The sequence below is a fragment of the Phaeovibrio sulfidiphilus genome, assembly GCF_014861485.1.
Classification (GTDB): Bacteria; Pseudomonadota; Alphaproteobacteria; order Rhodospirillales; family Rhodospirillaceae; genus Phaeovibrio; species Phaeovibrio sulfidiphilus.
This window is the reverse complement of sequence record NZ_JACZHT010000007.1, coordinates 40,134-60,194: the sequence shown is the minus strand read 5'-3', so window position 1 is coordinate 60,194 and position 20,061 is coordinate 40,134. Positions and strand designations below refer to the sequence as shown.

Genomic DNA, 20,061 nt, shown 5'->3' with positions numbered 1-20,061 from the left:
ATGTCAGGGGCCGGAATCGACACGGGACGGATCGACAGCGGGATCGGACGCCCGGTCGGCGTCCGGGGACCGGGCGGGGGCGGCGGCAGCGGACGACGGCGGCGCCACAATGACCCGGGAGGGGTCCACCACGGTGGCGTTGACCACCTGCCGGGACGCCAGGTTCATCACCCGGATCACATCGCCGTCGGCACCGGATTCCAGGGCGCGGCCCTTGGCAGTGACGTTGAGGCCGGGCATGGAGAGCTCCATGGTGACGACCGCGTTGCGGCGCACCACCTCGGGGCGCAGAAGCTCGGAGCGGCGGACCGGCTCCCCCTCGCGCACCACGTTGCGGGGTTCCTTGCCCAGAAGGTCGCTGACATCGGTGATGACGCCGGACGGCAGGGTCTCCACCTTCATGGAGACAAAGTCGATATCCTCGATCCGGATCACGTGGCCACGGCCCAGCCTGCGCGCAAGAACGGGGATATCCCGGGTGTCGCTGAAGCGGCCGGACACCTGGACCCGGCGGGCGTCGGGCGCTCCGGCGGGAACCTCCAGCACGGCGCTGAAGCGGCGGGTCTGGGGATCGTAGGTCTCGCCCGAAACCCGGATCCGGAACTCGGCGCCCGGGGCAACGGACAGGGGCGTGCGCGACGAGGTCAGCTCGATGGTCATGCGCTCCGGCGCGCCCAGAGCCACCAGGGGCGCCTTCAGGGCCTCCTCGATCACGCTCAGGGGAACGGTCTCCCCCGGGCGGGTCACCACCACCTGGGCCAGGGAGGAATTGGGACGCCACTCGATGCCATGGGCCCGCACCGCCTGCTCCAGCCAGCGGGCGTTGAGCACGGACTGCTCCCCCGGATAGGGCGCACGGGCCACCACCGCCTCGTTCTTTCCCGGAAGGCCGTGGAACAGATCCCCAAGGGTGATGAACGGGCCGGTGATCTCCACCGCACGGCGCAGGGAAATGCCGTTCACGGGAGGATAAAGCTGGGAGACGGCGGGCACAGGAACCGAACGCCGGGAGCCGTCCGCCGCCGGCATGCCCTCCAGGTAGTAGGGGCCCTCGGGCACCTCGGAGGCATGCGCCCCCGGCGACGCCAGAGCCTGCGCCAGAACCAGGACCAGGACGGGAAGCCGGGCGGGAACCGGGAGCGGACGCCCCGCGGCCACCCGGACAGCGGCCCGGGACCGGCGGGGTCCGCGCGCGGCCCCTTCGGACGGGTGCCCGGGTCTGCTGACAGGTGCGAGGCAGGTGCGGTCCACCGGGTGGCTCCTTTGGCTTCGGGCCCCCGCGAACGGGAGCCCCACGGCCCCAATCAGGCCTTGAGACGCGAGACGGTCGAGAGCATCTCGTCGGAGGTGGTCACCACCTTCGAGTTCATCTCGTAGGCGCGCTGGGCGGAAATCAGGTCGGTGATCTCGGAGACCACGTTGACGTTGGAGCCTTCCAGGTACTCCTGGAGAAGCTTGCCGCGGCCGTCCCGTCCGGGGACGCCCTCCAGCGGCGGGCCCGAGGCCTCGGATTCCAGGAAATAGTTGTCCCCGATGGCATCCATACCGGCCTCGTTGACGAACAGAACGGTGGAGATCTGCCCGGCCACAGCCCAGGCCATCTCGCCCTGGAGCTTGTAGTTGACCTCGCCCTCGGGGCTGATCTGGATGTCCTCGGCCTCGGCCGGGATGGCTCCGGGGCCGATAAGCCGGTAGCCGTCGTGGGTCACAATCTCGCCGTCGGCGTTGAGCTGGAAGGATCCGTCACGGGTGTAGCCCTCGGTCCCGTCGGGCATCTCGATCTGGAAATAGCCCCGGCCCTGGAGCGCCACGTTGAGCGCCTTGCCCGTCATCAGAAGGTTGCCCTGGCTGGGAATGCGGTAGACCGCAGCCGTCTTCACACCCAGACCCATCTGGATGCCCGCGGGCACGATGGTGTCCGCGTCCGAACTGGACACGCCCGCCCGGCGCACGTTCTGATACAGGAGATCATGAAAGATCGCCTTGCGCTGGGTATACGCGGTCGTGTTCATGTTCGCGATGTTGTTCGAGATGACCTCCACGTTGGTCTGCTGGGCCAGCATTCCGGAGGCTCCGATTTTCAGTGAACGCATCGCACGTATCCCTTTCGTTGAGCGGGCCGGTGTCGCGTACCCCGGAAGGATTTCCGGCCCCTGGTGTCGTGTTTGTCACGCTAGACTGTCGTGTTCATCACGCGAGACCTGGTGTTTGTCACGCGAAACTTGGTGTTCATCACGCGGCGGCGCGCCGCACAGGATCGCGTCAGGCGCCCTTCGCACCGGACAGCGCCTGGTAGGCCTTCTTCTTGCGGTCGTTTTCCTGCTCCAGCAGGTTGTTCGTGGACTCGTAGGCCCTCTGGACCTCGATCATTTTCGTGATCTCCACGATGGGATTCACGTTCGAGCCCTCGACCATTCCCTGGCTGATGGCGGGCCTCTCGACGGGCTTGGGATCCTGTCCGCCCGCGTCCAGGACGCCGCCGCCGACCCGGCGCATGCGCAGCTGGTCCTCGAAGGTCACAAGACGGATCCGGCCGATCACCCCGTTCTCGGTGGACACCGAACCGTCACCCGAAATGGTCACCCGGCCCTCGTTGGGGGCCAGAACGATCGGCTGTCCGGTCTCGCTCATCAGGGGATGGCCGGACAGGGCAATGATCATGCCGTCCGGGTTCAGGGTGAAACGTCCGGCGCGGGTGTAGACCGGCCCCGCATCCGTATCGAGCTCAAAGTAGCCCTCGCCCTCAATGGCCAGGTCAAGGGCATTGCCGGTTTCCTTGATGGGGCCCACGGACAAATCGCGGTAGGCACCCAGGGTCTGGGTGTAGGCAAGGTTTTCCTTCAGCCGCCGGCCGGTGCTGCGCGTGCCCACCAGGTAGTCGGAAAACACCAGGCTCTCCGACTGGTACCCTTCCGTATCCATGTTGGCGAGGTTGTTGGACACGCTGTCCATCTTCCGCCACAGAGCCATCTGGCCGGTCAGGGCGATGTATGAGGTATTTTCCATCCACTCCACTCCGAGGCTGGGTCCGCACCAATCGGACCCGACGGTCAGCGCCTGTGTTTCCGTACCCGTGCTGTCCGGGGCATCCGCCCGCGCACGCATCAGGTGCCGGTAGTTATGCAAAAAGAATGCCAAAGCGTCCAAAGCACCGGAAACCCTGTCAGGTCAGGAGGATAGCAGGAAATCCGGCCCCACCTCCATTAAAATTCCGCCCCCCGGGCCCGGCAAAAGAGTCCCTCCGGGCAGAACTCTCCCCGAGGGCCTGCCCGCGCCCTACGGATCCCTTGCGTTGAACGGGCCTCAACCTTCCACCGGAAGGGAGAAAACACGTCGATTCTTCGGATAAAAGCGTGTATCGTTCGCAAACATCGGACTGGCGCCTGAAAACGTGTGGTTTTTCTCGCGGCGGACCGGCCCCGGGACACCGGTTCCGGAAACCGGAGCTTAACCCTTCCCGGCCCAGAATGGGGATGGGACGGAGCCGCGACCGGGCTGCCCTCGCCGGCACCCGCGCCCGAAGCCGCAGGAACCGGAACACGGTGACGACAGGAACCGGAACACGGGAAACACCCGGGGACAGATCCGTCCGGACACACTGGGTGGGACCGCCCCGCCGGGACGGGCAACGCCGGACACCGGCGCGCACCACGCCCGGACCGCGCCCCGGGCCGCTCGGACGCCGACCCCGCCGGACAGGACACCCCCCCGGAGGACCGCACAGCGCTCCGCCCGGGATGAACAGAACGCTTGAGTGGGACACACACGACGATGGCTGACGAAGAACTGGACGATGCAGGCGCAGGCGCGCCCCCCTCCGCACCGTCGGGCAAGAAAAAGAAACTTCTGATCATCATCCTTCTTGCGGTCCTGCTGCTGGCGGGGATCGGAGCCGGGGCCTATTTTTCCGGTCTTCTGGGCTCCACGTCCGCTGAAACCGCCGCGTCAGGGGACGGGGCCGGCGCGGCACCGGCAACGGCGCCTCCGGGGGAAACACCCCCCTTCTATGTTGACCTTGAACAGATTACCGTGGACCTGAACAGCGGGACGCCCCGCCGGCGTCCGTACCTTCAGGTGCGCCTGACCCTGGTGGTGGACAATTACGCGGACATCGAACCCATCCGCAAGGCCGTGCCCGAGATCATGGACAGCTTCCGCACCTACCTGCGCGAGCTGCGGCTTGAGGATCTTCAGGGCTCCGCGGGCGTCCACCGGCTTCGGGAGGAACTTCTGTACCGGGTGAACCGGCAGGCGGCTCCGGCGAAGGCCCAGAACGTTCTGTTCAAGGATATTCTGATCCAGTAGGCTTTCCACCTCTAGACACCGTACGTTGGGGCAAGGGACAATGGTTGGAGAAGAAGACGAGGAGGCGATGATGGCCGAATGGGCGGCCATGGTCGACGGGGACGAGGCCGCTGCGGGCGGCAGCGACCCGGGCAAGGAGGCCCGTGTCCTCAATCAGGACGAGATTGACTCCCTGCTCGGCGTGGCGGGAGACGACATGGGGACCGAGAAAACCGGGATCCAGACCCTGATCTCCACGGCCCTGGTCTCCTATGAGCGCCTGCCCATGCTGGACGTGGTCTTCGACCGTTTCGTCCGCATGATGTCCACCTCCCTGAGAAACTTCACGTCGGACAACTGCGAGGTCTCCCTCGACAGCATCCAGTCCTACCGGTTCGGGGACTACCTGAACTCCATCCCCCTGCCCGCCATGCTGTCCGTTTTCAAGGCGGAGGAATGGGCGAACTACGGCCTGCTGACCATTGATTCCTCGATGATCTACTCCATCGTGGACGTGCTGCTCGGAGGACGCCGCGGCACCGCCGCCATGCGCATCGAGGGGCGCCCCTACACCACCATCGAGCGCAACCTGGTGGAGCGCCTGGTCCACGTGATGCTCGCGGACCTCTCCTCCGCCTTCGACCCCCTGTCCCCGGTGACCTTCCGGTTCGACCGGCTGGAGACCAACCCCCGGTTCGCCGCCATCTCGCGGCCCTCGAACGCGGTCATCGTGGCCAAGCTCCGCATCGACATGGAGGACCGCGGGGGACGCATCGACATGATGATCCCCTACGCCACCCTGGAGCCGGTCCGGGAGCTTCTGCTCCAGATGTTCATGGGCGAGAAGTTCGGCCGCGACAGCATCTGGGAAACCCACCTGGCCGAGGAAATGTGGTCCACCGAGGTGGAACTGGAGGCCCTTCTGGACGAGGTCGAGATGCCGCTCAAAGACATCTTGAATCTGGAAGTCGGTTCCAGGATCATGTTTAACGCAACACCGGACTCGATCGTGCAGCTCCGCTGCGGAGACATCCCGATGTTCAACGGAAAAATGGGACGCAAGGCCCAGTCCATCGCCATCCAGGTTGACAGCCGATACCGAAAGAAGTCCTGAGAGATGACCTTCCAGGTAGCCCTCGACATTACAATCGCCCTTCTTCTGCTGGTGTTCATCGGCTACGCGTTTGCGCTTTCCCGCCAGCTGCGCGAGCTGCGCAACAACCGCGACGAGATGGCCCGCACCATTGCCTCGTTCAACGAGGCGACCGCACGGGCCGAGGCCGGCATTCCCCGCCTTCGCAAGACCGCCGAGGATGCCGGACGCACGCTGGGCGACGCGGTGACCCGCGCCCGCGCCCTGCGCGACGATCTGGCCTTTATGGTCGAGCGCGCCGAGGGCCTGGTGCCGCGCATGGAGGGCATGGTCTCGGAGGCACGGCCCCGCTTTGCCGACCGGACCGCCTCGCCCGCGGGGACCGAAAACGCCCCCCCTGCCCGGTCCCACTGGCTGGATGACGACGACCTGGTGCCCCTGCGCGACCCGGTCGCCCCTGGCCCCGCCGCGGCGCAGAGCGCCGGTGCGGGTGGCCCGGCCGAGGGCATGGCTGCCCCCACGTTCTCGGTTCGCCCGGGAGCACCGGGTGCCCCCCGCAGCCCCATTGTCCCCCCCCGCAGGACCGACCTCGCCGGGCGTACCCCCGACTCGCGGAGTGCCGCTCCGGGAGCCGCCTCATGGCCGGACGCCCCGGCCCGCGCTCCGATCCGCACGCCGGCCCCCTCCCTGCCGGAGCGGGACCGCTCGCTGTCCGAACTCGAGCTCCTGCGCGCCATCCGGACCCCGCAGCGCCAGGACTAGACCCACGCGGCATGGAGGCCTGACCTCCGCGCCGCCCCCAGAGACCCGACCCCGGTCGCGCCCGTCAACGCGCCCCTCAAGGAGTGTTCCCCATGTCCCGACTGTCCAGAATTCGCCTTCTGCCAGTCCTGATCTTTGTCGCGATGCTGACCCTGAGCGTCCGGATCGGCGCACTGTGGGACGACGTCGGGCAGCGCGCGGCCATGGGCGACATCGTCGGCACGAGGGCCGCCCATGCCCAGAGCGCTCCGAACGCACCGGACGCCGCGGCACAGCCTCCGGGAGCCTCCGGGGCTCCGGCCGCCAGTGCATCCGCCGCCGGTGCGGGAACCGGCACCCCGGCCCTCCCCGACGCCCCCGGGGCCACGACGGCCGACGGCGGCAACGCCGGATCGGCAGCGGCCTCCCAGGACGACAGCCTGAAGGCCCTGTTCTCCCGGGATCCGACCACCTTCACGCCCTCGGAGATCGCCCTCCTCCAGCGCCTGAACGAGCGCCGGGAGGCCCTGGACCGCCAGGCCCACGAGCAGGAGCGCCGCGAGGCCATGCTGGTGGCCGCCGAGCGCCAGATCGAGAGCAAGATCGGCGAGCTGCGCCGTCTGGAGACCTCGATCCAGGATCTTCTTGCCAAACAGAGCGAGCAGGAGAAGGCCCGCCTCGAGGCCCTTGTCGGCTACTACCAGAGCATGAAGCCCGCGGACGCCGCCAACATCCTGAACGGCATGGACACGGCCCTGGTGGTGGACCTGATCCTGGCCATGAAACGCCAGAGCGCGGCCCTGATTCTTGCCAACATGGAGCCCGTGAAAGCGCGGGAGGTCAGCCAGTCCGTGGCTCACCGGCGCATTGACCCGGTCGCGGCCCCGGCGCCCCGGGGCGGCTGAGGCCAGGCCAGTCCATTTCGGGCGGCCAGATATTTTCCCTTGAATTGGACCGGGAATGCGGGCATCTACTCCAGAGTGGTCCGGCCATGCCCGTGCCTGTCCGCCGCAGAGGCGGTACAGCAAACGCGGCCTATCCGGTTCACCGGTCCCGGAAAACGCCGCTCCCGGCGGGGAAAAATACAGAAAATGCTAGGGGTACCCAATGGCTGTCGATATGAACATGAAAATCCTCATCGTCGATGACTACAAGACGATGTTGCGGATTATCGGAAACCTTTTGCGTCAGCTCGGCTTCACCAACATCGCCGAGGCGACCGACGGCAGCATGGCGCTCCAGATCCTGCGTGGCGGTGAGAAGTTCGGAATGATCATCTCCGACTGGAACATGGAGCCCATGACCGGCCTCCAGCTCCTGAAGGAAGTCCGGGCCGACCCCAAGCTGAAGTGTCTGCCCTTTATCATGGTCACCGCCGAATCGAAGACCGAGAACGTGATTGCGGCCAAGGAGGCGGGCGTGTCAAACTACATCGTCAAGCCCTTCAACGCCGAGACCCTCAAGAACAAGATCCAGACCGTTCTGGGCGAGTTCTGAGCCTCGCCCGCGACACAGGATCCGGCCTCCCGGGCCGGATCCCGCGACCTTCCGCCGCTGTGAACGGAGCCTTCTTCTGTGTCGAGCAGCCCTTCCGCCCGGGTCCGGCCCCGGCGCAGTGCCCTGTACATCCCCGGCTCGAATCCGAGAGCGCTTGAGAAAGCCCGCACCCTTGATGCGGATGTGCTCATCCTGGACCTTGAGGACGCCGTCGCCCCCGAGGCCAAGGAGGACGCGCGGCGCACCGTTGTCGAGGTTGTCTCGGCCCGGCCCTACGGCGGGCGCGAGGTGCTGGTGCGGATCAACGGGCTCGACACGCCCTGGGGCGAGGACGACCTGAAGGCCGTCGCCGCCCTGCCGGCGGACGGAATCGTCCTGCCGAAAGTCAACTCCGAGAGCGACGTCCACCGGGTCGAGGCCGCCCTTCCGGCCGCCGCTCCCGCCCTGTGGTGCATGATGGAAACGCCCCTGGGGGTGCTCCAGGCCCTTTCCATTGCCCGGTCCTCCGCCCGGCTGTGCGGGCTGATCATGGGCACCAGCGACCTGGCCAAGGATCTGCGCGCGGCCCACACCCCGGACCGGGAGCCCTTTCTCACGGCGCTTGGCCTGTGCCTCCTTGCAGCCCGGGCCACCGGCCTTGCAATCCTGGACGGAGTCCACCTGGACCTGCAGGACGATGATGGATTTCACCAGTCCTGCCTGCAGGGCGCCCGGCTGGGCTTTGATGGCAAAACCCTGATCCACCCCAGGACAATCGCCACCGCGAACGCGTGCTTCTCCCCCTCGGCGGAGGATGTGGATCGTGCGAGGATAATCGTGGATGCCTTTGAGAACGCAAGAAAAGAGGGCAAGGGCGTGGTCGTCGTTGATGGCCGCCTGGTGGAGGCCCTCCACGTGGAGGAGGCCGTTCGCCTGCTGGCCCTGAACGACGCGATCGCCGCCAGGAAACCGGCCTGAGGGACTTGACGGCCCGCGGGTCCGCCCTGATATGATAGACCGGATCTTCACGGTCAGTGTGTGTGCAATCCCTGCCGCCCCGACCGCCTACTGAAGGCCTCAACGCCCACGGGTTCTCACCACGCGGACAAGTCAGGAGGACGATGCCATGGACCCCGTGACCATCGCACAGATGGCCGTTACCACACAAAGCGCGATGACCCAGACGAACCTCGGTGTCGCAGCGATCAAAACCGCAATGGACGCGGACAAGCAGGTTGTCGCGCTCCTGGACAGTGTTCTTGTTCCGGGAAGCCCCGATCTGGGGAAAATGCTCGACGTGACCGTCTGACCCCGGGCCCAGGAGACCCATGGCCAGCAACATCGGCGGACGCATTCAGGGAGGGTATCAGGGGCCGGTGGTTCTGCCACGCTTCCGGTCGCCCTCGGCTGCGCCCGCATTGCCGGCTCCGTCTTCGGGAGCGACCCAGGGGGCTCAGGCCCAGTCCGCCCCCGAGCGGACCACTCCCTCCCGGTCGTCCCCGTCCCTGCCCGCTCCCTCCGGGCCCTCTGCCCGCCTGGCAGGCACGCCGGCCGCCGCAAGCCCGGCCGCCGTTTCCCCAGCCTCCATTTCCCCGGCCACCGGCGCACCGGCCCCTTCTCCCGCCAGCGCTCCGGTCCGCTCCCCCGCCCCATCCCCGGCACTGACGTCCCGCCTTGAGGTGATCCCCGCCCACACAATCCGCGAGGAGCACACCCCGGAGGGGGACCATTACGTGCTCGTCGACGGCGCGCGATATGATCTGGACGCGCCCCGCGGGACATACTACGATTTTCTGGTCTGATCACCGCATCGGTTGCGGGCGCGGGCGCCGTGTCACGCTCACGGCACGGGTTTGGTCGCGGCCGCACCGGAACCCGGCCCGGACAAAACCCGGGAACAGGCCCGGAGGCAGAGCGCTGGAAAACGGGACGGAGGCACTCTTTCATGTCCGAAGACGATGGTTCCCTGTCCGAAGACGGTGGTTCCGATGAGACCGTCCGAAAGGTCGAGCCCAGCCGGCTCCCCCTGCCCCTGACCCCGCCTCCCTTCGAGAACTTCATACCCGAGGGCGACACCCGCAAGCGCAGCGTCTGCCGGAGCTGCGGGCAGATCCTTTACCAGAACCCGCGCATCGTTGTGGGCGCGGTCTGCGTGATGAACCGCCGCTTTCTTCTGGTGCGCCGGGCGATCGAGCCCCGGATCGGCGCCTGGACCTTCCCCTGCGGCTACATGGAAATGAACGAGACCACCCGGGAGGGAGCGGCCCGGGAGGTCCGGGAGGAGGCGGGCGCCCACGTGGAGGTCGAGGACTTGCTGGCGGTCTACAGCCTGCCCCACATCTCGCAGGTCCACATGATGTATCGGGCCCGGATGCTGACACCGGACCATGCCCCGGGAGAGGAAAGCCTGGAATCCCGCCTGTTCGAGTGGTCCGACATCCCGTGGGACGACCTCGCCTTTCCCACCACCCACTGGACCCTGAGAGACTACGCGCGGGCGGACGGACGCACCGACTTCGCCCCCTTCGACCGGCCCGAACCGGGCTGAGGCTCGGGCCCGCGCTTCCCTCCCCCTGCGCTCCCACGCGGGCGCCGCTTGCCGTCCCCGCCACGGCAGTCCACGGGGCACCCCTGAAACGGAAGGGGTGCCGGTACGCCCGACCACGCCAGCCTCCGTGCGCGATAGCAACGCGCCTCCGTGCGCGATAGCAACACGCCTCCGTGCGCGATATCAACACCCCTCCGTGCGCGATACAAACCGGCCTGAGCGCCCCCGGTGATCAGGGCCCGCAGGGGCCCGGGTGATATACGGCCTGGCTCTCCGGCCGGTGCCCGGCCCTCGCCCCCCTGTCATACCGCCGACGGACCCGGCGTGTCGTCGTCTGGCCCGGGCGCTACTCGAACGACAGGCGGGCCCCGGGCATGGGCTGCCCGGACAGGATGTCCCCGCGCTCCTCAAACCCCGGGTGCGTGGAAATCCAGCGGCCCGCGCCCCCCCGAGCCTCGCCCAGGGCCGCCGTCAGCCGCCGCAGGGGCTCCGTGTCATACCCCGCCGCCCCCAGCAGAAGTACCGCGCCCCGGTCGGCCTCCCGCTCGAAGTCACGGGAGTAGCCCCGGTCAAGAACCAGGGACGCCAGCACCGACACCTGATCGAGAAGAGACCCCATATCGCCCATGAGGACCGCAAAGGTGACGGACGCTCCGCTGATACGAAACAGGCGCCGGAGGCCATGGCGCTCCGACACGTGGGTGACCTCATGAGCGAGGACGCCGGTCAGGGCGTCCAAGGCGTGGTGGGGATCGGTGTCCTGAGCGAACTGCACCAGTTGGTCCGTCAGCAGCACCGGCCCGCCCGGAAAGGCGAACGCGTTCGCCCCGGCGGAGGGTATAGACCTGAATTCCAGAACCGTATCCTGGGAGAGCCCTGCCCCCTTGAGAAGGACCACGAAACGCTCCTGAAGCGCAGCACGGGTCTCCGGCGGCACGGAGGTGGGCCCGAGAAGAAGGCCCGCGGGGCCGGCCCCGTCGATCTGGCGGAACGCCATCTGGCCCAGGTGACGCTCCACAGACCGGGGCACCAGGGTGCCGGCAGCGTCCGCGACCAGCGGCAGGGCCCAGCGCAGGGACACAAGCAGGGCCAGAAAAAGAAGAACCAGCACCGAAAAGCGCCGGACCCCGGGTTTCTCCAGCCCGGCGATCAGCCGCCCCCGATCCCGGAGCCCCCGGGCGCGCCGGAGCATCCCGGACAGGGCCGGGCTCTGGGGTGCGACGAACACCCGGCCATCCGCCAGTTCTATCCGGCGGGGGACACCGCACACCGCGGGGCTGATGTCCAGAACCTGCCCGGCCAGCGGCAGGGGACCGGCCTCGGGCCCGGCTTCCAGAACGAGCTGGCCGCGCCTCAGGACCACAGAGGCAGGACACCCCGCCGACGAACCGGGCGCAAAAAGTGTGCCCTCAACCCGGTCCGGCACCCCGACTGGCACCCGGTCTGGCACCCGGTCCGAATCATGAACCGGCTGCTCGCGCGGGCTCACAAGCCGATCTCCAGGCCCTCGATATCCGCGAACTCGGAACCGAACGCGGAGCCGGCGTCCGCATTCTCGCTGACGAAGGTGTCGGCCGGGCCGCCGGGAATGACAGACAGGCAGGCGCACTGGTAACGCCACATGCGCACGGCCGCCCAGGGCGCCGCCAGCCCCAGGGTGGCCCCAACCGCCAGCGTGTTCGTGGCGGCAATCCAACAGACGCGCAGCGGGCTCAGGGTGCTGCGAAAGCGGTGCCCGCCTTCCAGAACCAGGCTGTTGAGGACCAGGCGCCGGACCGCCGCCCGGTAGAACAGGCTCCCCAGGAGCACGGCGGGCACGATCTGGAAAACAAGGAGCACAAGCAGCACCGGATCCAGAAACTCGGCGAGGGTCTCCACGCTCCAGGGGCCGGGTGCCCCGTCCTCTGCTGGCGGATCCGCGAAGTCCTCCAAACCGGTCTCGACAACGCCGGGCGCCGGGCCCTGCGAACCGTTGGGCGAGGACAGGAGACCGTCCAGAAAAAGCCCCAGGGCCTGCACAAAGGCAAACGCGAACATCACAGCCGCGCCCAGCAGGACCGCCCCACCCAAAGCCGCGTAAAAGGATCTCAGGGGCGGGTCGGACACGAAGGCCGCCCGGCCCAGGCTGTGGCGGTTCACGTAGAACCGGGCCGCAATACGGGAGCCAACGGGGATCAGAAGCCCCAGGCTGAGGGCGGCCAGAACGGGAAACACCCCATAGGCCAGGGCCGCCGGCCAGAAGGACGGGCGAAAATTGAACCGCACATTGCGCCAGACGGTCACCCGGGCGTTGAACACCAGGGACCGGTTTATGATCCAGGGCAGCCCGGCCGCCATGGCGTAGAACAGAAGCCCCGCCAGAACCGGCGCCACCCCGGCTGCAAGGGAGTAAAGGCAAAGAACAGCGACCACAAACGCCCGACCCGCCAGTATTCGCACCGGGCGGGCAAGGTAGTCAAAGTGGCCGTCGGCAAGACGGGTGTTGCCATAGAAGTAGCGCAGGCGCCGGACCTTGGCCCAGGGGGTCCAGATCCCGATGGTGATGACGGACAAGATCAGGTTGACGATCCAGATGCCCATGTACTCGCGGGCCGTGCCGCTGAACTCCACCGGACAGGCCGGCCCGCAGGAGACCGGCCCGGACGTCCCCCCGCCGCCCGGGGCTCCCTCGCTGCCGGAAGTCCCCCCGTCAACCGGCGCAACCCCGTCGCCCGAAGATGCTGCATGGTGTGCCCCGCCCGTCTGGCCCGGGGGGTCCGAAACCCCGGTCCCTGCAGGATGCTCAGGACGACCGGAGGCGCGGGGCCCGGGAGAGCCCGTCTCCGACGGGGGCGAGAGGCGCGTGGACATCACGCTGGACTCCTTGTGTGATGCGGCCGGACCCGGGGGCTGGTCCGGGCGTCCGACGGCGGAAAGGGAAGGAAAGGAAAGGAAAGGGAAACGACACGTGCGCTGTCCCGGACTTCGGGACCAGCGAGGCTCGGAACACGGGGGGACCGGAAGCCCGGAAGCCCGGAAGCCCGGAAGCCCGGAAGCCCGGAAGCCCGGAAGCCCGGAAGCCATGGTTGTCACAGGCGCCCTGCACGGTCAAGACGACGGGAACGCCCGCGGCGCACCGCCCCCATGCGCCCCACAATGCCCGCCCCTGACCCCGGGTCCGCCCACACCCGTGCGCCCCGCCCCCGTCCCGGGCCGCGGGCACAAAAAAGGCGGCCTGTGGAAGGGCCGCCAACGACGTCATGCGAGAAAACCGGATCCGCCGGCCCGCAAACCCGGGACGCGGGCTGCCGGGACACCGGCTCTCCCGAGGGAGAGCCGGAAAACCGCGGCGCCCTGTCTGCATCCCGGAACGGGGACGGACGTCCTCAGCCGACGATCTCGAGCTCCGAGAAGAAGTAGGCGATCTCGATCGCCGCGTTCTCCGGGGAGTCCGAACCGTGAACCGAGTTGGCCTCGATGGATTCGGCGAAATCCTTGCGAATCGTTCCCTCGTCGGCGTTGGCGGGGTTGGTGGCGCCCATGATCTCGCGGTTGCGCAGAACGGCGTTCTCACCCTCCAGGACCTGGGCAACAACCGGGCCGGAAATCATGAAATCGCACAGGCTGTCAAAGAAGCTGCGCTCGCGGTGAACCGCGTAGAAGCCCTCGACCTGGGCGCGGGTCAGCTGGAGACGCTTCTGGGCCACGATGCGCAGGCCGGCCTTCTCGAAGCGCTCGTTGATGGCGCCCGTGAGGTTGCGACGGGTCGCATCGGGTTTGATGATGGAAAGAGTGCGCTGGATCGTCATGGTGTTTCCTTGGGATGCAGATGTGGGGAGGGGCCGGGACACTCCAGTCACGGAGAAATCCCGGGGAGCCCCCGGAATGATCAGACGGCTTATCTAGCGCGAAGCACCCCACGGGGCAAGAGCCCATTCATCACCCCACCCTGACGCGAGACCGCCCACCCGGACACGCCGTCCGGCGGACCGCATGAAAAATACGTTAAAGATCATACACTTTCCTTTCACCCCCCCGGATACCCCCCGGGACACGGGGCACTGCACGGCGCCAAACGAAAAACACCGCCCCGCGGGTCCGGACCATCAAATTAGGGGGTGTTGCACCACAGGAAACTTGTATTAAAGTCCATCCGTGATACCCGCTCGCAGCCCGGAGATGTCCGGATCCCGAATCCGCAACCCGGAATCAGACCGGCGCCGGTTTTCCCCATGCTCCGGCGGGCACCACACGAAACACCGCAAAAATCACCACAAGGTTGAACGGTCGGGGAGTTATCTTTTTACACTTGTCCGACGCCCTGCTGGTTGCGTCCGAAACGAAACGAGTATACAAGATACAGATTATACTGATGCTACCCCGCGTTCCGCAGAACCTGTGTGCAGGACCGGTGAACCCGGGACACGGAGGCAAGAAAATGCATGGTGCCGCAGGGGCATAGACTTCGGCGGTGAACGGCAGGGGTAAAATCGGATTGGCCTGACGCACGACAGCGGGTCGGAAGAATTGAGGGGCAGCGCGTGAACAACTTTCTTCAGATGTTACGCAATCTCGGAATGGCACGCCTGGCGATCGTCGCCGGCGTGGGCCTCGGGGTGCTCGTGTTCATCATTTATTTCGCGACCCGCATGTCATCCGGCTCCATGGATCTCCTGTACGGCGACCTGTCCCAGACGGACGCGGCCTCCATTGTCCAGCAGCTGAAGGAAGAGAACGTCCTCTACCGGGTGGAGGACAAGAACGGCTTTGTCTCCATCTACACGCCCTCGGACCGGACCGCCGATCTCCGGCTGATGATTGCGGGCGGCGGCCTCGTGTCGGGCTCGGCGGGCGGCTACAGCATCCTGGACAACCAGAGCCCCCTCGGGACCACCGACCTTGTGCAGCGCCTCAACGTGGTGCGGGTTCTTGAGGGCGAGCTTGTGCGCTCCATCAAGACCATCAAGGGGGTGGAGGACGCCCGCGTCCACCTGGTCCAGCAGGACCGGGCCCCGTTCATGCGACGCACGGCCGAGCCCTCGGCCTCGGTGGTGGTGCGCATGCGCGGCGCCCGCCTTCAGCCCGGACAGGTGGTGGCCATCCAGAACCTGGTGGCCTCGTCGGTTCTGGGGCTCAAACCGTCCTCGGTGACGGTGGTGGACGACCGGGGCACCCTTCTCACCCGCAGCATGGATGACACCGGGCTTGCCATCGCCGAAACCCAGAATGACCTGAGGAAGGCCGAGGAGGCCCGCCTTGCGGACTCCATCGAGCGCCTTCTGGCCAACACGGTGGGACCGGGCAAGGTGCGGGCCGAGGTGTCGGTGGAGATGGACTTCAACCGGGTCCAGACCTCCCGGCGCGTGTTCGATCCGGACGGGGCCGTCCTGCGGTCCTCCACGTCCATCGTCACCCAGAGCCAGACGAATGAGACCCAGCAGAACGTGACGGTCCAGCAGAACCTCCCCGAGGGGCAGATGGACCAGGCCTCGGGACCGTCCGCGCGCTCGCAGGAAAACCACAACGAGACCACGGAAAACTACGACATCACCGAAACCGCCATCAACGAGCTGAAGGAGGCCGGGGTGATCCGCCGGCTCTCGGTCGCGGTGATGGTGGACGGGATCACGACGGTCCCCGAAGGCGGCGGCGAGCCGGTCTGGACCGAACGCTCCCCCGAGGAGATGGAGAAGATCCGGGCCCTGGTGCGCTCGGCCATGGGGTATGACGCGTCCCGCCGGGATACGGTGGAGGTCGTGAACATGCGCTTCGTCGATCTCGAGAGCGAGTTCGACAGCGCCGCCGAGTGGAGCTTCCTCGGCTTCTCGAAACCCGAGGTGATGAAGCTGGCCGAGGGCTTTGGCGTGGCCCTGGTCGCCATCCTGGTGATCTTGCTTGTGGTCCGCCCCCTGATCCAGCGCGCCTTCGAGAGCCTGCCCCAGAGCAGCGCCGGGATCCTGACCCCCGACATGCAGCAGGCGCCGCAGCTTACGGGTCCGGGAGGGCCGATCCCCATGGGTGCGCTCGGCTCCCCTGACGATATCGACGAGGCCGAGGAGCTGATCGACATCGACAAGGTGGAAGGACGGGTCAAGGCCTCGAGTATCCGGAAAATCGGCGAGATCGTGGACAAGCACCCGGAAGAGGCCCTGTCCATTGTCCGGAACTGGCTCTACGAGGAGGGGTGACCCTCTTTTCACACCCCCCGGGCGGCGTCCTCCGGACGGCCGGGGGACGGTGCGGGCACCCCGGGTGCCCCGTGTGACACAAGGCTGCCGGTTCCCGGGCCCCTAAGGGGGCGGGACCGGTGACAGCGGGAACGGGCGGACGGCCCCACCCCGCTCAGGGGAGACCGGCCGGAGCGGATCTGCCCAAAACGAGTTCGCCAGGACGGCAAGCGGCAAGGAACAGAGAAAGTGGCGCGAGCAAAGGAAGACTTCAGAAGCCTGACCGGCCCCCAAAAGGCGGCCATCCTGATGCTGTCTTTGGCCGAAGAGCAGTCCGCGCGGCTGTTCGCCATGATGGACGACGAGGAAATCCGGGAAATCTCCCAGGTCATGGCCACCCTCGGCACCGTTTCGGCGCCGATCGTGGAGCGTCTCTTCATCGAGTTCGCGGATGCCATTTCCGCCACAGGCTCGCTGGTCGGCTCGTTCGACACCACGGAACGCCTTCTCCTGCGCTCGCTCCCCAAGGACCGGGTGGGCATCATCATGGAGGAAATCCGCGGACCCGCCGGGCGGACCATGTGGGACAAGCTGGGCAACGTGAACGAACAGGTCCTGGCCAACTACCTGAAAAACGAGTACCCCCAGACCGTCGCGGTGGTGCTGTCCAAGATCCGCCCCGACCACGCAAGCCGGGTTCTCTCCCTGCTTCCCGAGGGCTTTGCCATGGAAGTCATCATGCGGATGCTCCATATGGAAGCCGTGCAGAAGGAAATTCTGGAGGGAGTGGAGAAAACACTCCGCACCGAGTTCATGTCGAACCTTGCCCGGACCGCCAAGCGGGACTCCCACGAGCTTATGGCCGAGATTTTCAACAACCTCGACCGCAGCACCGAAACCCGCTTCCTCACGGCCCTCGAGGAGCGCTCGCGGGAGTCTGCCGAGAAGATCAAGAAACTCATGTTCACCTTCGAGGATCTCATGCGCCTGGACCAGCAGGGCGTCCAGCTTCTCTTGCGCGCGGTCGAGAAGGACAAGCTGGGGATCGCACTCAAGGGGGCGTCCGAGGCCATCAAGGAACTGTTCTTCTCGAACATGTCCGAGCGGGCCGGAAAGATGCTCAAGGAGGATATGGAGGCCCTGGGCCCCATCCGCCTGCGGGACGTGGAGGAGGCCCAGAACGCCATCGTGACCATCGCAAAGGATCTGGCCGGGTCCGGTCAGCTGGTCATTTCCGAGGGTCGGGAAGACGACGAGCTCGTGTACTAGCGGGGGCTGCGTGTCATGGCGGAGATCCAGAAATTTCTATTCGACCGCCGCTTCGACAGGCCGCTGGAGCCTGCCGTGCCCGAGGTGCTGCCCGATGAGCTGACGGACAGGGAGGCCGAGGCCCCCGAACCGGAGCCCGAGCCCGAGCCCGAACCGCCTCCCCCGACCTTTTCCGAGGAGGAGGTCGAGGCCGCCCGCCAGGCGGGCTACACCGCCGGACACGCGGATGCAGCCGACGAGGCGGCCGCGGCAAACGGGCGCATGGCGGCCCTCGCCATGTCCAGCGCCGCCCAGGCCCTGGAGCAACTGGCCCGGGACCACCGCTCGTCCATCGACACGGTGAGCGCCGACGTGGCCCACCTGGTGGAGGTGATCTGCCGGCGGATCCTCCCCTTTACCTGCGACAGGAACGCGGTGGCCGAAATTGTCGCGCTTATGGACACGATCCTGCCGCAAGTCCTTGAGGAGCCACGGCTTATCCTGCGGGTCCATCCGGATGTCCTGGATACGGTCCGGGCCCATATGGACCCGCTTGCCGCCTCCCTCGGGTACGAGGGGCGCCTGGTGATCATGCCTGATACCGGGCTGGAGCGCTCGGACTGCCGGATCGAATGGACCGACGGCGGCGTGGAGCGCGACACCCGGCGCCTCTGGGCGGACATCGAGGGCGTGGTATCGCGCTATGCCGGGGACAGCATCCTGAAAGACGGGCCACCACCGGCGGATCCCGCGGCAGGGTCCGGAATGGAGCCCGGAGACGGTGCCGCCGCCAGGCCCGGCGGGAGCGACGCCTGGGGACAGGAACCGTCCGCCCCGGCCGGCCTGGGGCCCGACGGTGCCGGCATGGCGCCCGACAGTGTCAGGACACCCGGCCCGGGACAGGCAGACCCGCCCGCCGGCGGCGAGAACGACGGGCCGTAGGGCCGCCCTGCCCCGGCGAACACTCTGTGGCTCCGCCACGCGGATGCTCTGTGGCTCGCCCGGGTCAGGGCTCCGTGGCTCCGCCAGGTCAGGGCTCCCCGGCTCCGCCAGGCGGATGCTCCGGGGGGCGTCACCGCCGGTTCCCGTGCGGCTCTGGCCCCCGCTCCACCGGTCACGGACCGGACGCAAAGGCCGGTAAACCTGTATGTCCGGGTGCGCGGGTGCGCCTCGGGAGCCGGGGCCCGGGGGAATGCTTCACACGGGACGTAACGACCCGCGGCGTCCGCTTTTTCCGTTTCCCGGCTGCCGGGATATGCTCTAGACTCGCCGGACGTTGTCTTTCGACAATCAGGAGGTTTTTATGGCTGACGAGGATGATCTTACGCTGAACGAGCTTTCGGGGGAGCCCACGCCGCCCCAGGGGGGCCCCGATGACGATTTTGGCCAGGACCGCTCCCGCTCGGCGGCGGACCTTGAGGCCGTCTATGACATCCCCGTGCAGGTCTCGGCGGTGCTGGGCAAGGCGCGCATGGAGGTCAACCAACTGCTGCGCCTGGGGCGCGGCGCTGTGGTCGAGCTGGACCGCAAGGTGGGCGAGGCCATCGAGATCTATGTGAACAACCGTCTGGTGGCCCGCGGCGAGGTCGTGGTGGTCAAGGACCGCCTGGGCGTGACCATGACGGAAATCGTCAAGAGCGAGCGGAGCTAGCCGGAACGCCGCCGTCCCCCTCTCCTGTTTCGTGAGCCGAACCCCCATCATGGCAGACAACCGATCCCTGCGCTCCGCGGACAGCGCGTCCTCCCGGCCCGACCTTGCAACGGTCGTCGGCATCGGCGGCGCCCTGGTTCTTATCGCCCTCGCCCTGGTGCTGGGCGGCGATCCGGGCGCCTTCCTGAACGGCGAGGCGTTCCTGATTGTGATCTGCGGGACGCTGGCGGTGACGCTGGCCTCGTTCACCTTCCGGGATGTGTTTGTGTCCCTCGGGCTTTTGCGCCAGTCCCTGTTCCAGGGGAGCAGCCCGGTGCGCACCGAGGCCCTGAAAGTCCTGTCCCTGGCCGAGTTCGCCCGGAAGTTCGGCGTCCTGCGGCTTCAGGGCAAGGTCATGACCGAGCTGCGCTCCGAGCCGCTGCTGTACAAGGGCCTGTCCCTGGTGGTGGACGGCATGGCGGAAACGGAAATCGAGGCCATCTTGCTTCAGGACATCCACTCGAACGCGGTGCGCTATGACCGGGCGGTTGCGGTGCTGCGCCGCGGCGCCGAGGTGGCTCCGGCCATGGGCCTGATCGGCACCATGATCGGTCTGGTCCAGATGCTGGGGCGGCTGTCGGATCCCGCCTCCATCGGCCCGGGTATGGCGGTGGCCCTGCTCACGACTTTCTATGGTGCTATCCTGGGGAATGTGGTTTTATTGCCTCTGGCCAGCAAGCTGGAGCGTCGTGCGGGCGAGGAGGCCCTCGCGGCCCGCATCACCGTGGCGGGGATCTTGTCCATCTCCCGGAAAGAGAACCCGCGCCGGCTGGAACTGCTCCTGAATGCCCTGCTTCCCCCCGCCCAGCGTGTCCATGTCTACGAGTGAGGTGTC

Annotated in this window: 20 protein-coding genes; 14 read left to right on the top strand and 6 right to left on the bottom strand. The window is 67.2% G+C overall.

Annotated features, from left to right (window positions below; genetic code table 11):
- Positions 1-3 precede the first annotated feature (3 nt).
- From flgA to flgF, 3 genes are all read right to left on the bottom strand, one after another.
- Entirely contained in the window at positions 4-1,158 is a 1,155-nt protein-coding gene (gene flgA, locus IHV25_RS08995) for a flagellar basal body P-ring formation chaperone FlgA (RefSeq protein ID WP_338048620.1), read from the bottom strand.
- A 146-nt stretch (positions 1,159-1,304) separates the two neighbouring features.
- On the bottom strand, positions 1,305-2,093 hold the full coding sequence (flgG, locus tag IHV25_RS08990; RefSeq protein ID WP_192534794.1) for a flagellar basal-body rod protein FlgG: 789 nt from the start codon (positions 2,091-2,093) through the stop codon (positions 1,305-1,307).
- A gap of 169 nt (positions 2,094-2,262) precedes the next feature.
- Positions 2,263-3,006, bottom strand: coding sequence for a flagellar basal-body rod protein FlgF (gene flgF, locus IHV25_RS08985; RefSeq protein ID WP_192534793.1), 744 nt, complete (start codon positions 3,004-3,006; stop codon positions 2,263-2,265).
- 765 nt (positions 3,007-3,771) lie between these two features.
- Here flgF and IHV25_RS08980 point away from each other — a divergent pair.
- The 9 genes from IHV25_RS08980 (at position 3,772) to IHV25_RS08940 (ending at position 10,142) form a co-directional block, all read left to right on the top strand.
- Positions 3,772-4,305 (top strand): flagellar basal body-associated FliL family protein, encoded by a 534-nt coding sequence (locus tag IHV25_RS08980; protein ID WP_192534792.1) that lies wholly within the window; start codon positions 3,772-3,774, stop codon positions 4,303-4,305.
- A 40-nt stretch (positions 4,306-4,345) separates the two neighbouring features.
- Positions 4,346-5,398, top strand: a complete 1,053-nt coding sequence (fliM, locus tag IHV25_RS08975; RefSeq protein WP_192534791.1) for a flagellar motor switch protein FliM — start codon at positions 4,346-4,348, stop codon at positions 5,396-5,398.
- A gap of 3 nt (positions 5,399-5,401) precedes the next feature.
- Positions 5,402-6,139 carry a DUF6468 domain-containing protein gene (locus tag IHV25_RS10495; RefSeq protein ID WP_242018895.1) on the top strand — a complete coding sequence of 246 codons (738 nt, stop codon included), beginning with the start codon at positions 5,402-5,404 and terminating at the stop codon, positions 6,137-6,139.
- Positions 6,140-6,231: 92 nt separating this feature from the next.
- Positions 6,232-7,023 (top strand): MotE family protein, encoded by a 792-nt coding sequence (locus IHV25_RS08965; RefSeq protein WP_192534790.1) that lies wholly within the window; start codon positions 6,232-6,234, stop codon positions 7,021-7,023.
- 202 nt (positions 7,024-7,225) lie between these two features.
- A complete protein-coding gene (locus IHV25_RS08960) occupies positions 7,226-7,615 on the top strand; it encodes a response regulator (RefSeq protein WP_192534789.1) in 390 nt (129 codons plus the stop codon).
- 78 nt (positions 7,616-7,693) lie between these two features.
- Positions 7,694-8,572 (top strand): aldolase/citrate lyase family protein, encoded by an 879-nt coding sequence (locus IHV25_RS08955; protein WP_192534788.1) that lies wholly within the window; start codon positions 7,694-7,696, stop codon positions 8,570-8,572.
- A 148-nt stretch (positions 8,573-8,720) separates the two neighbouring features.
- Positions 8,721-8,903 (top strand): hypothetical protein, encoded by a 183-nt coding sequence (locus IHV25_RS08950; protein ID WP_192534787.1) that lies wholly within the window; start codon positions 8,721-8,723, stop codon positions 8,901-8,903.
- A gap of 19 nt (positions 8,904-8,922) precedes the next feature.
- Positions 8,923-9,396: a hypothetical protein gene (locus IHV25_RS10580; RefSeq protein ID WP_274605264.1), complete on the top strand. Its 474-nt coding sequence runs from the start codon at positions 8,923-8,925 to the stop codon at positions 9,394-9,396.
- A 143-nt stretch (positions 9,397-9,539) separates the two neighbouring features.
- Positions 9,540-10,142, top strand: a complete 603-nt coding sequence (locus tag IHV25_RS08940) for an NUDIX hydrolase (protein ID WP_192534786.1) — start codon at positions 9,540-9,542, stop codon at positions 10,140-10,142.
- Between the two features lie 346 nt (positions 10,143-10,488).
- Here IHV25_RS08940 and IHV25_RS10675 read toward each other — a convergent pair whose 3' ends face one another.
- The 3 genes from IHV25_RS10675 to ndk form a co-directional block, all read right to left on the bottom strand.
- Positions 10,489-11,631 (bottom strand): M48 family metalloprotease, encoded by a 1,143-nt coding sequence (locus IHV25_RS10675; RefSeq protein WP_192534785.1) that lies wholly within the window; start codon positions 11,629-11,631, stop codon positions 10,489-10,491.
- On the bottom strand, positions 11,628-12,752 hold the full coding sequence (locus tag IHV25_RS08930) for a YjgN family protein (protein WP_338048619.1): 1,125 nt from the start codon (positions 12,750-12,752) through the stop codon (positions 11,628-11,630). Before IHV25_RS08930 ends, IHV25_RS10675 begins: the two co-directional genes overlap by 4 nt.
- A gap of 755 nt (positions 12,753-13,507) precedes the next feature.
- Entirely contained in the window at positions 13,508-13,930 is a 423-nt protein-coding gene (gene ndk / locus IHV25_RS08925; RefSeq protein ID WP_192534783.1) for a nucleoside-diphosphate kinase, read from the bottom strand.
- A 732-nt stretch (positions 13,931-14,662) separates the two neighbouring features.
- Between ndk and fliF the strand changes: the two genes are divergently transcribed.
- The 5 genes from fliF to IHV25_RS08900 all read left to right on the top strand — a co-directional run bounded on the left by fliF (position 14,663) and on the right by IHV25_RS08900 (position 20,055).
- Entirely contained in the window at positions 14,663-16,309 is a 1,647-nt protein-coding gene (fliF, locus tag IHV25_RS08920; RefSeq protein ID WP_192534782.1) for a flagellar basal-body MS-ring/collar protein FliF, read from the top strand.
- Positions 16,310-16,537: 228 nt separating this feature from the next.
- The gene (fliG, locus tag IHV25_RS08915; RefSeq protein ID WP_192534781.1) at positions 16,538-17,557 is read left to right on the top strand and encodes a flagellar motor switch protein FliG; all 1,020 of its coding nucleotides are present in this window, start codon (positions 16,538-16,540) and stop codon (positions 17,555-17,557) included.
- 15 nt (positions 17,558-17,572) lie between these two features.
- Positions 17,573-18,478, top strand: coding sequence for a FliH/SctL family protein (locus tag IHV25_RS08910; protein WP_192534780.1), 906 nt, complete (start codon positions 17,573-17,575; stop codon positions 18,476-18,478).
- Positions 18,479-18,839: 361 nt separating this feature from the next.
- On the top strand, positions 18,840-19,187 hold the full coding sequence (fliN, locus tag IHV25_RS08905; protein WP_192534779.1) for a flagellar motor switch protein FliN: 348 nt from the start codon (positions 18,840-18,842) through the stop codon (positions 19,185-19,187).
- A 49-nt stretch (positions 19,188-19,236) separates the two neighbouring features.
- Complete coding sequence (locus IHV25_RS08900) at positions 19,237-20,055, top strand: motility protein A (protein WP_192534778.1); 819 nt, start codon at positions 19,237-19,239, stop codon at positions 20,053-20,055.
- The last annotated feature ends 6 nt before the right edge of the window (positions 20,056-20,061 follow it).

Bases quoted from the DNA above. Each gene is read 5' to 3' on its own strand.
- flgG (WP_192534794.1), bottom strand. From the start codon at position 2,093: ATGCGTTCACTGAAAATCGGAGCCTCCGGAATGCTGGCCCAGCAGACC.
- flgF (WP_192534793.1), bottom strand. From the start codon at position 3,006: ATGGAAAATACCTCATACATCGCCCTGACCGGCCAGATGGCTCTGTGG.
- IHV25_RS08980 (WP_192534792.1), top strand. From the start codon at position 3,772: ATGGCTGACGAAGAACTGGACGATGCAGGCGCAGGCGCGCCCCCCTCC.
- fliM (WP_192534791.1), top strand. From the start codon at position 4,346: ATGGTTGGAGAAGAAGACGAGGAGGCGATGATGGCCGAATGGGCGGCC.
- IHV25_RS10495 (WP_242018895.1), top strand. From the start codon at position 5,402: ATGACCTTCCAGGTAGCCCTCGACATTACAATCGCCCTTCTTCTGCTG.
- IHV25_RS08965 (WP_192534790.1), top strand. From the start codon at position 6,232: ATGTCCCGACTGTCCAGAATTCGCCTTCTGCCAGTCCTGATCTTTGTC.
- IHV25_RS08960 (WP_192534789.1), top strand. From the start codon at position 7,226: ATGGCTGTCGATATGAACATGAAAATCCTCATCGTCGATGACTACAAG.
- IHV25_RS08950 (WP_192534787.1), top strand. From the start codon at position 8,721: ATGGACCCCGTGACCATCGCACAGATGGCCGTTACCACACAAAGCGCG.
- IHV25_RS10580 (WP_274605264.1), top strand. From the start codon at position 8,923: ATGGCCAGCAACATCGGCGGACGCATTCAGGGAGGGTATCAGGGGCCG.
- IHV25_RS08940 (WP_192534786.1), top strand. From the start codon at position 9,540: ATGTCCGAAGACGATGGTTCCCTGTCCGAAGACGGTGGTTCCGATGAG.
- ndk (WP_192534783.1), bottom strand. From the start codon at position 13,930: ATGACGATCCAGCGCACTCTTTCCATCATCAAACCCGATGCGACCCGT.
- IHV25_RS08910 (WP_192534780.1), top strand. From the start codon at position 17,573: ATGGCGGAGATCCAGAAATTTCTATTCGACCGCCGCTTCGACAGGCCG.
- fliN (WP_192534779.1), top strand. From the start codon at position 18,840: ATGGCTGACGAGGATGATCTTACGCTGAACGAGCTTTCGGGGGAGCCC.
- IHV25_RS08900 (WP_192534778.1), top strand. From the start codon at position 19,237: ATGGCAGACAACCGATCCCTGCGCTCCGCGGACAGCGCGTCCTCCCGG.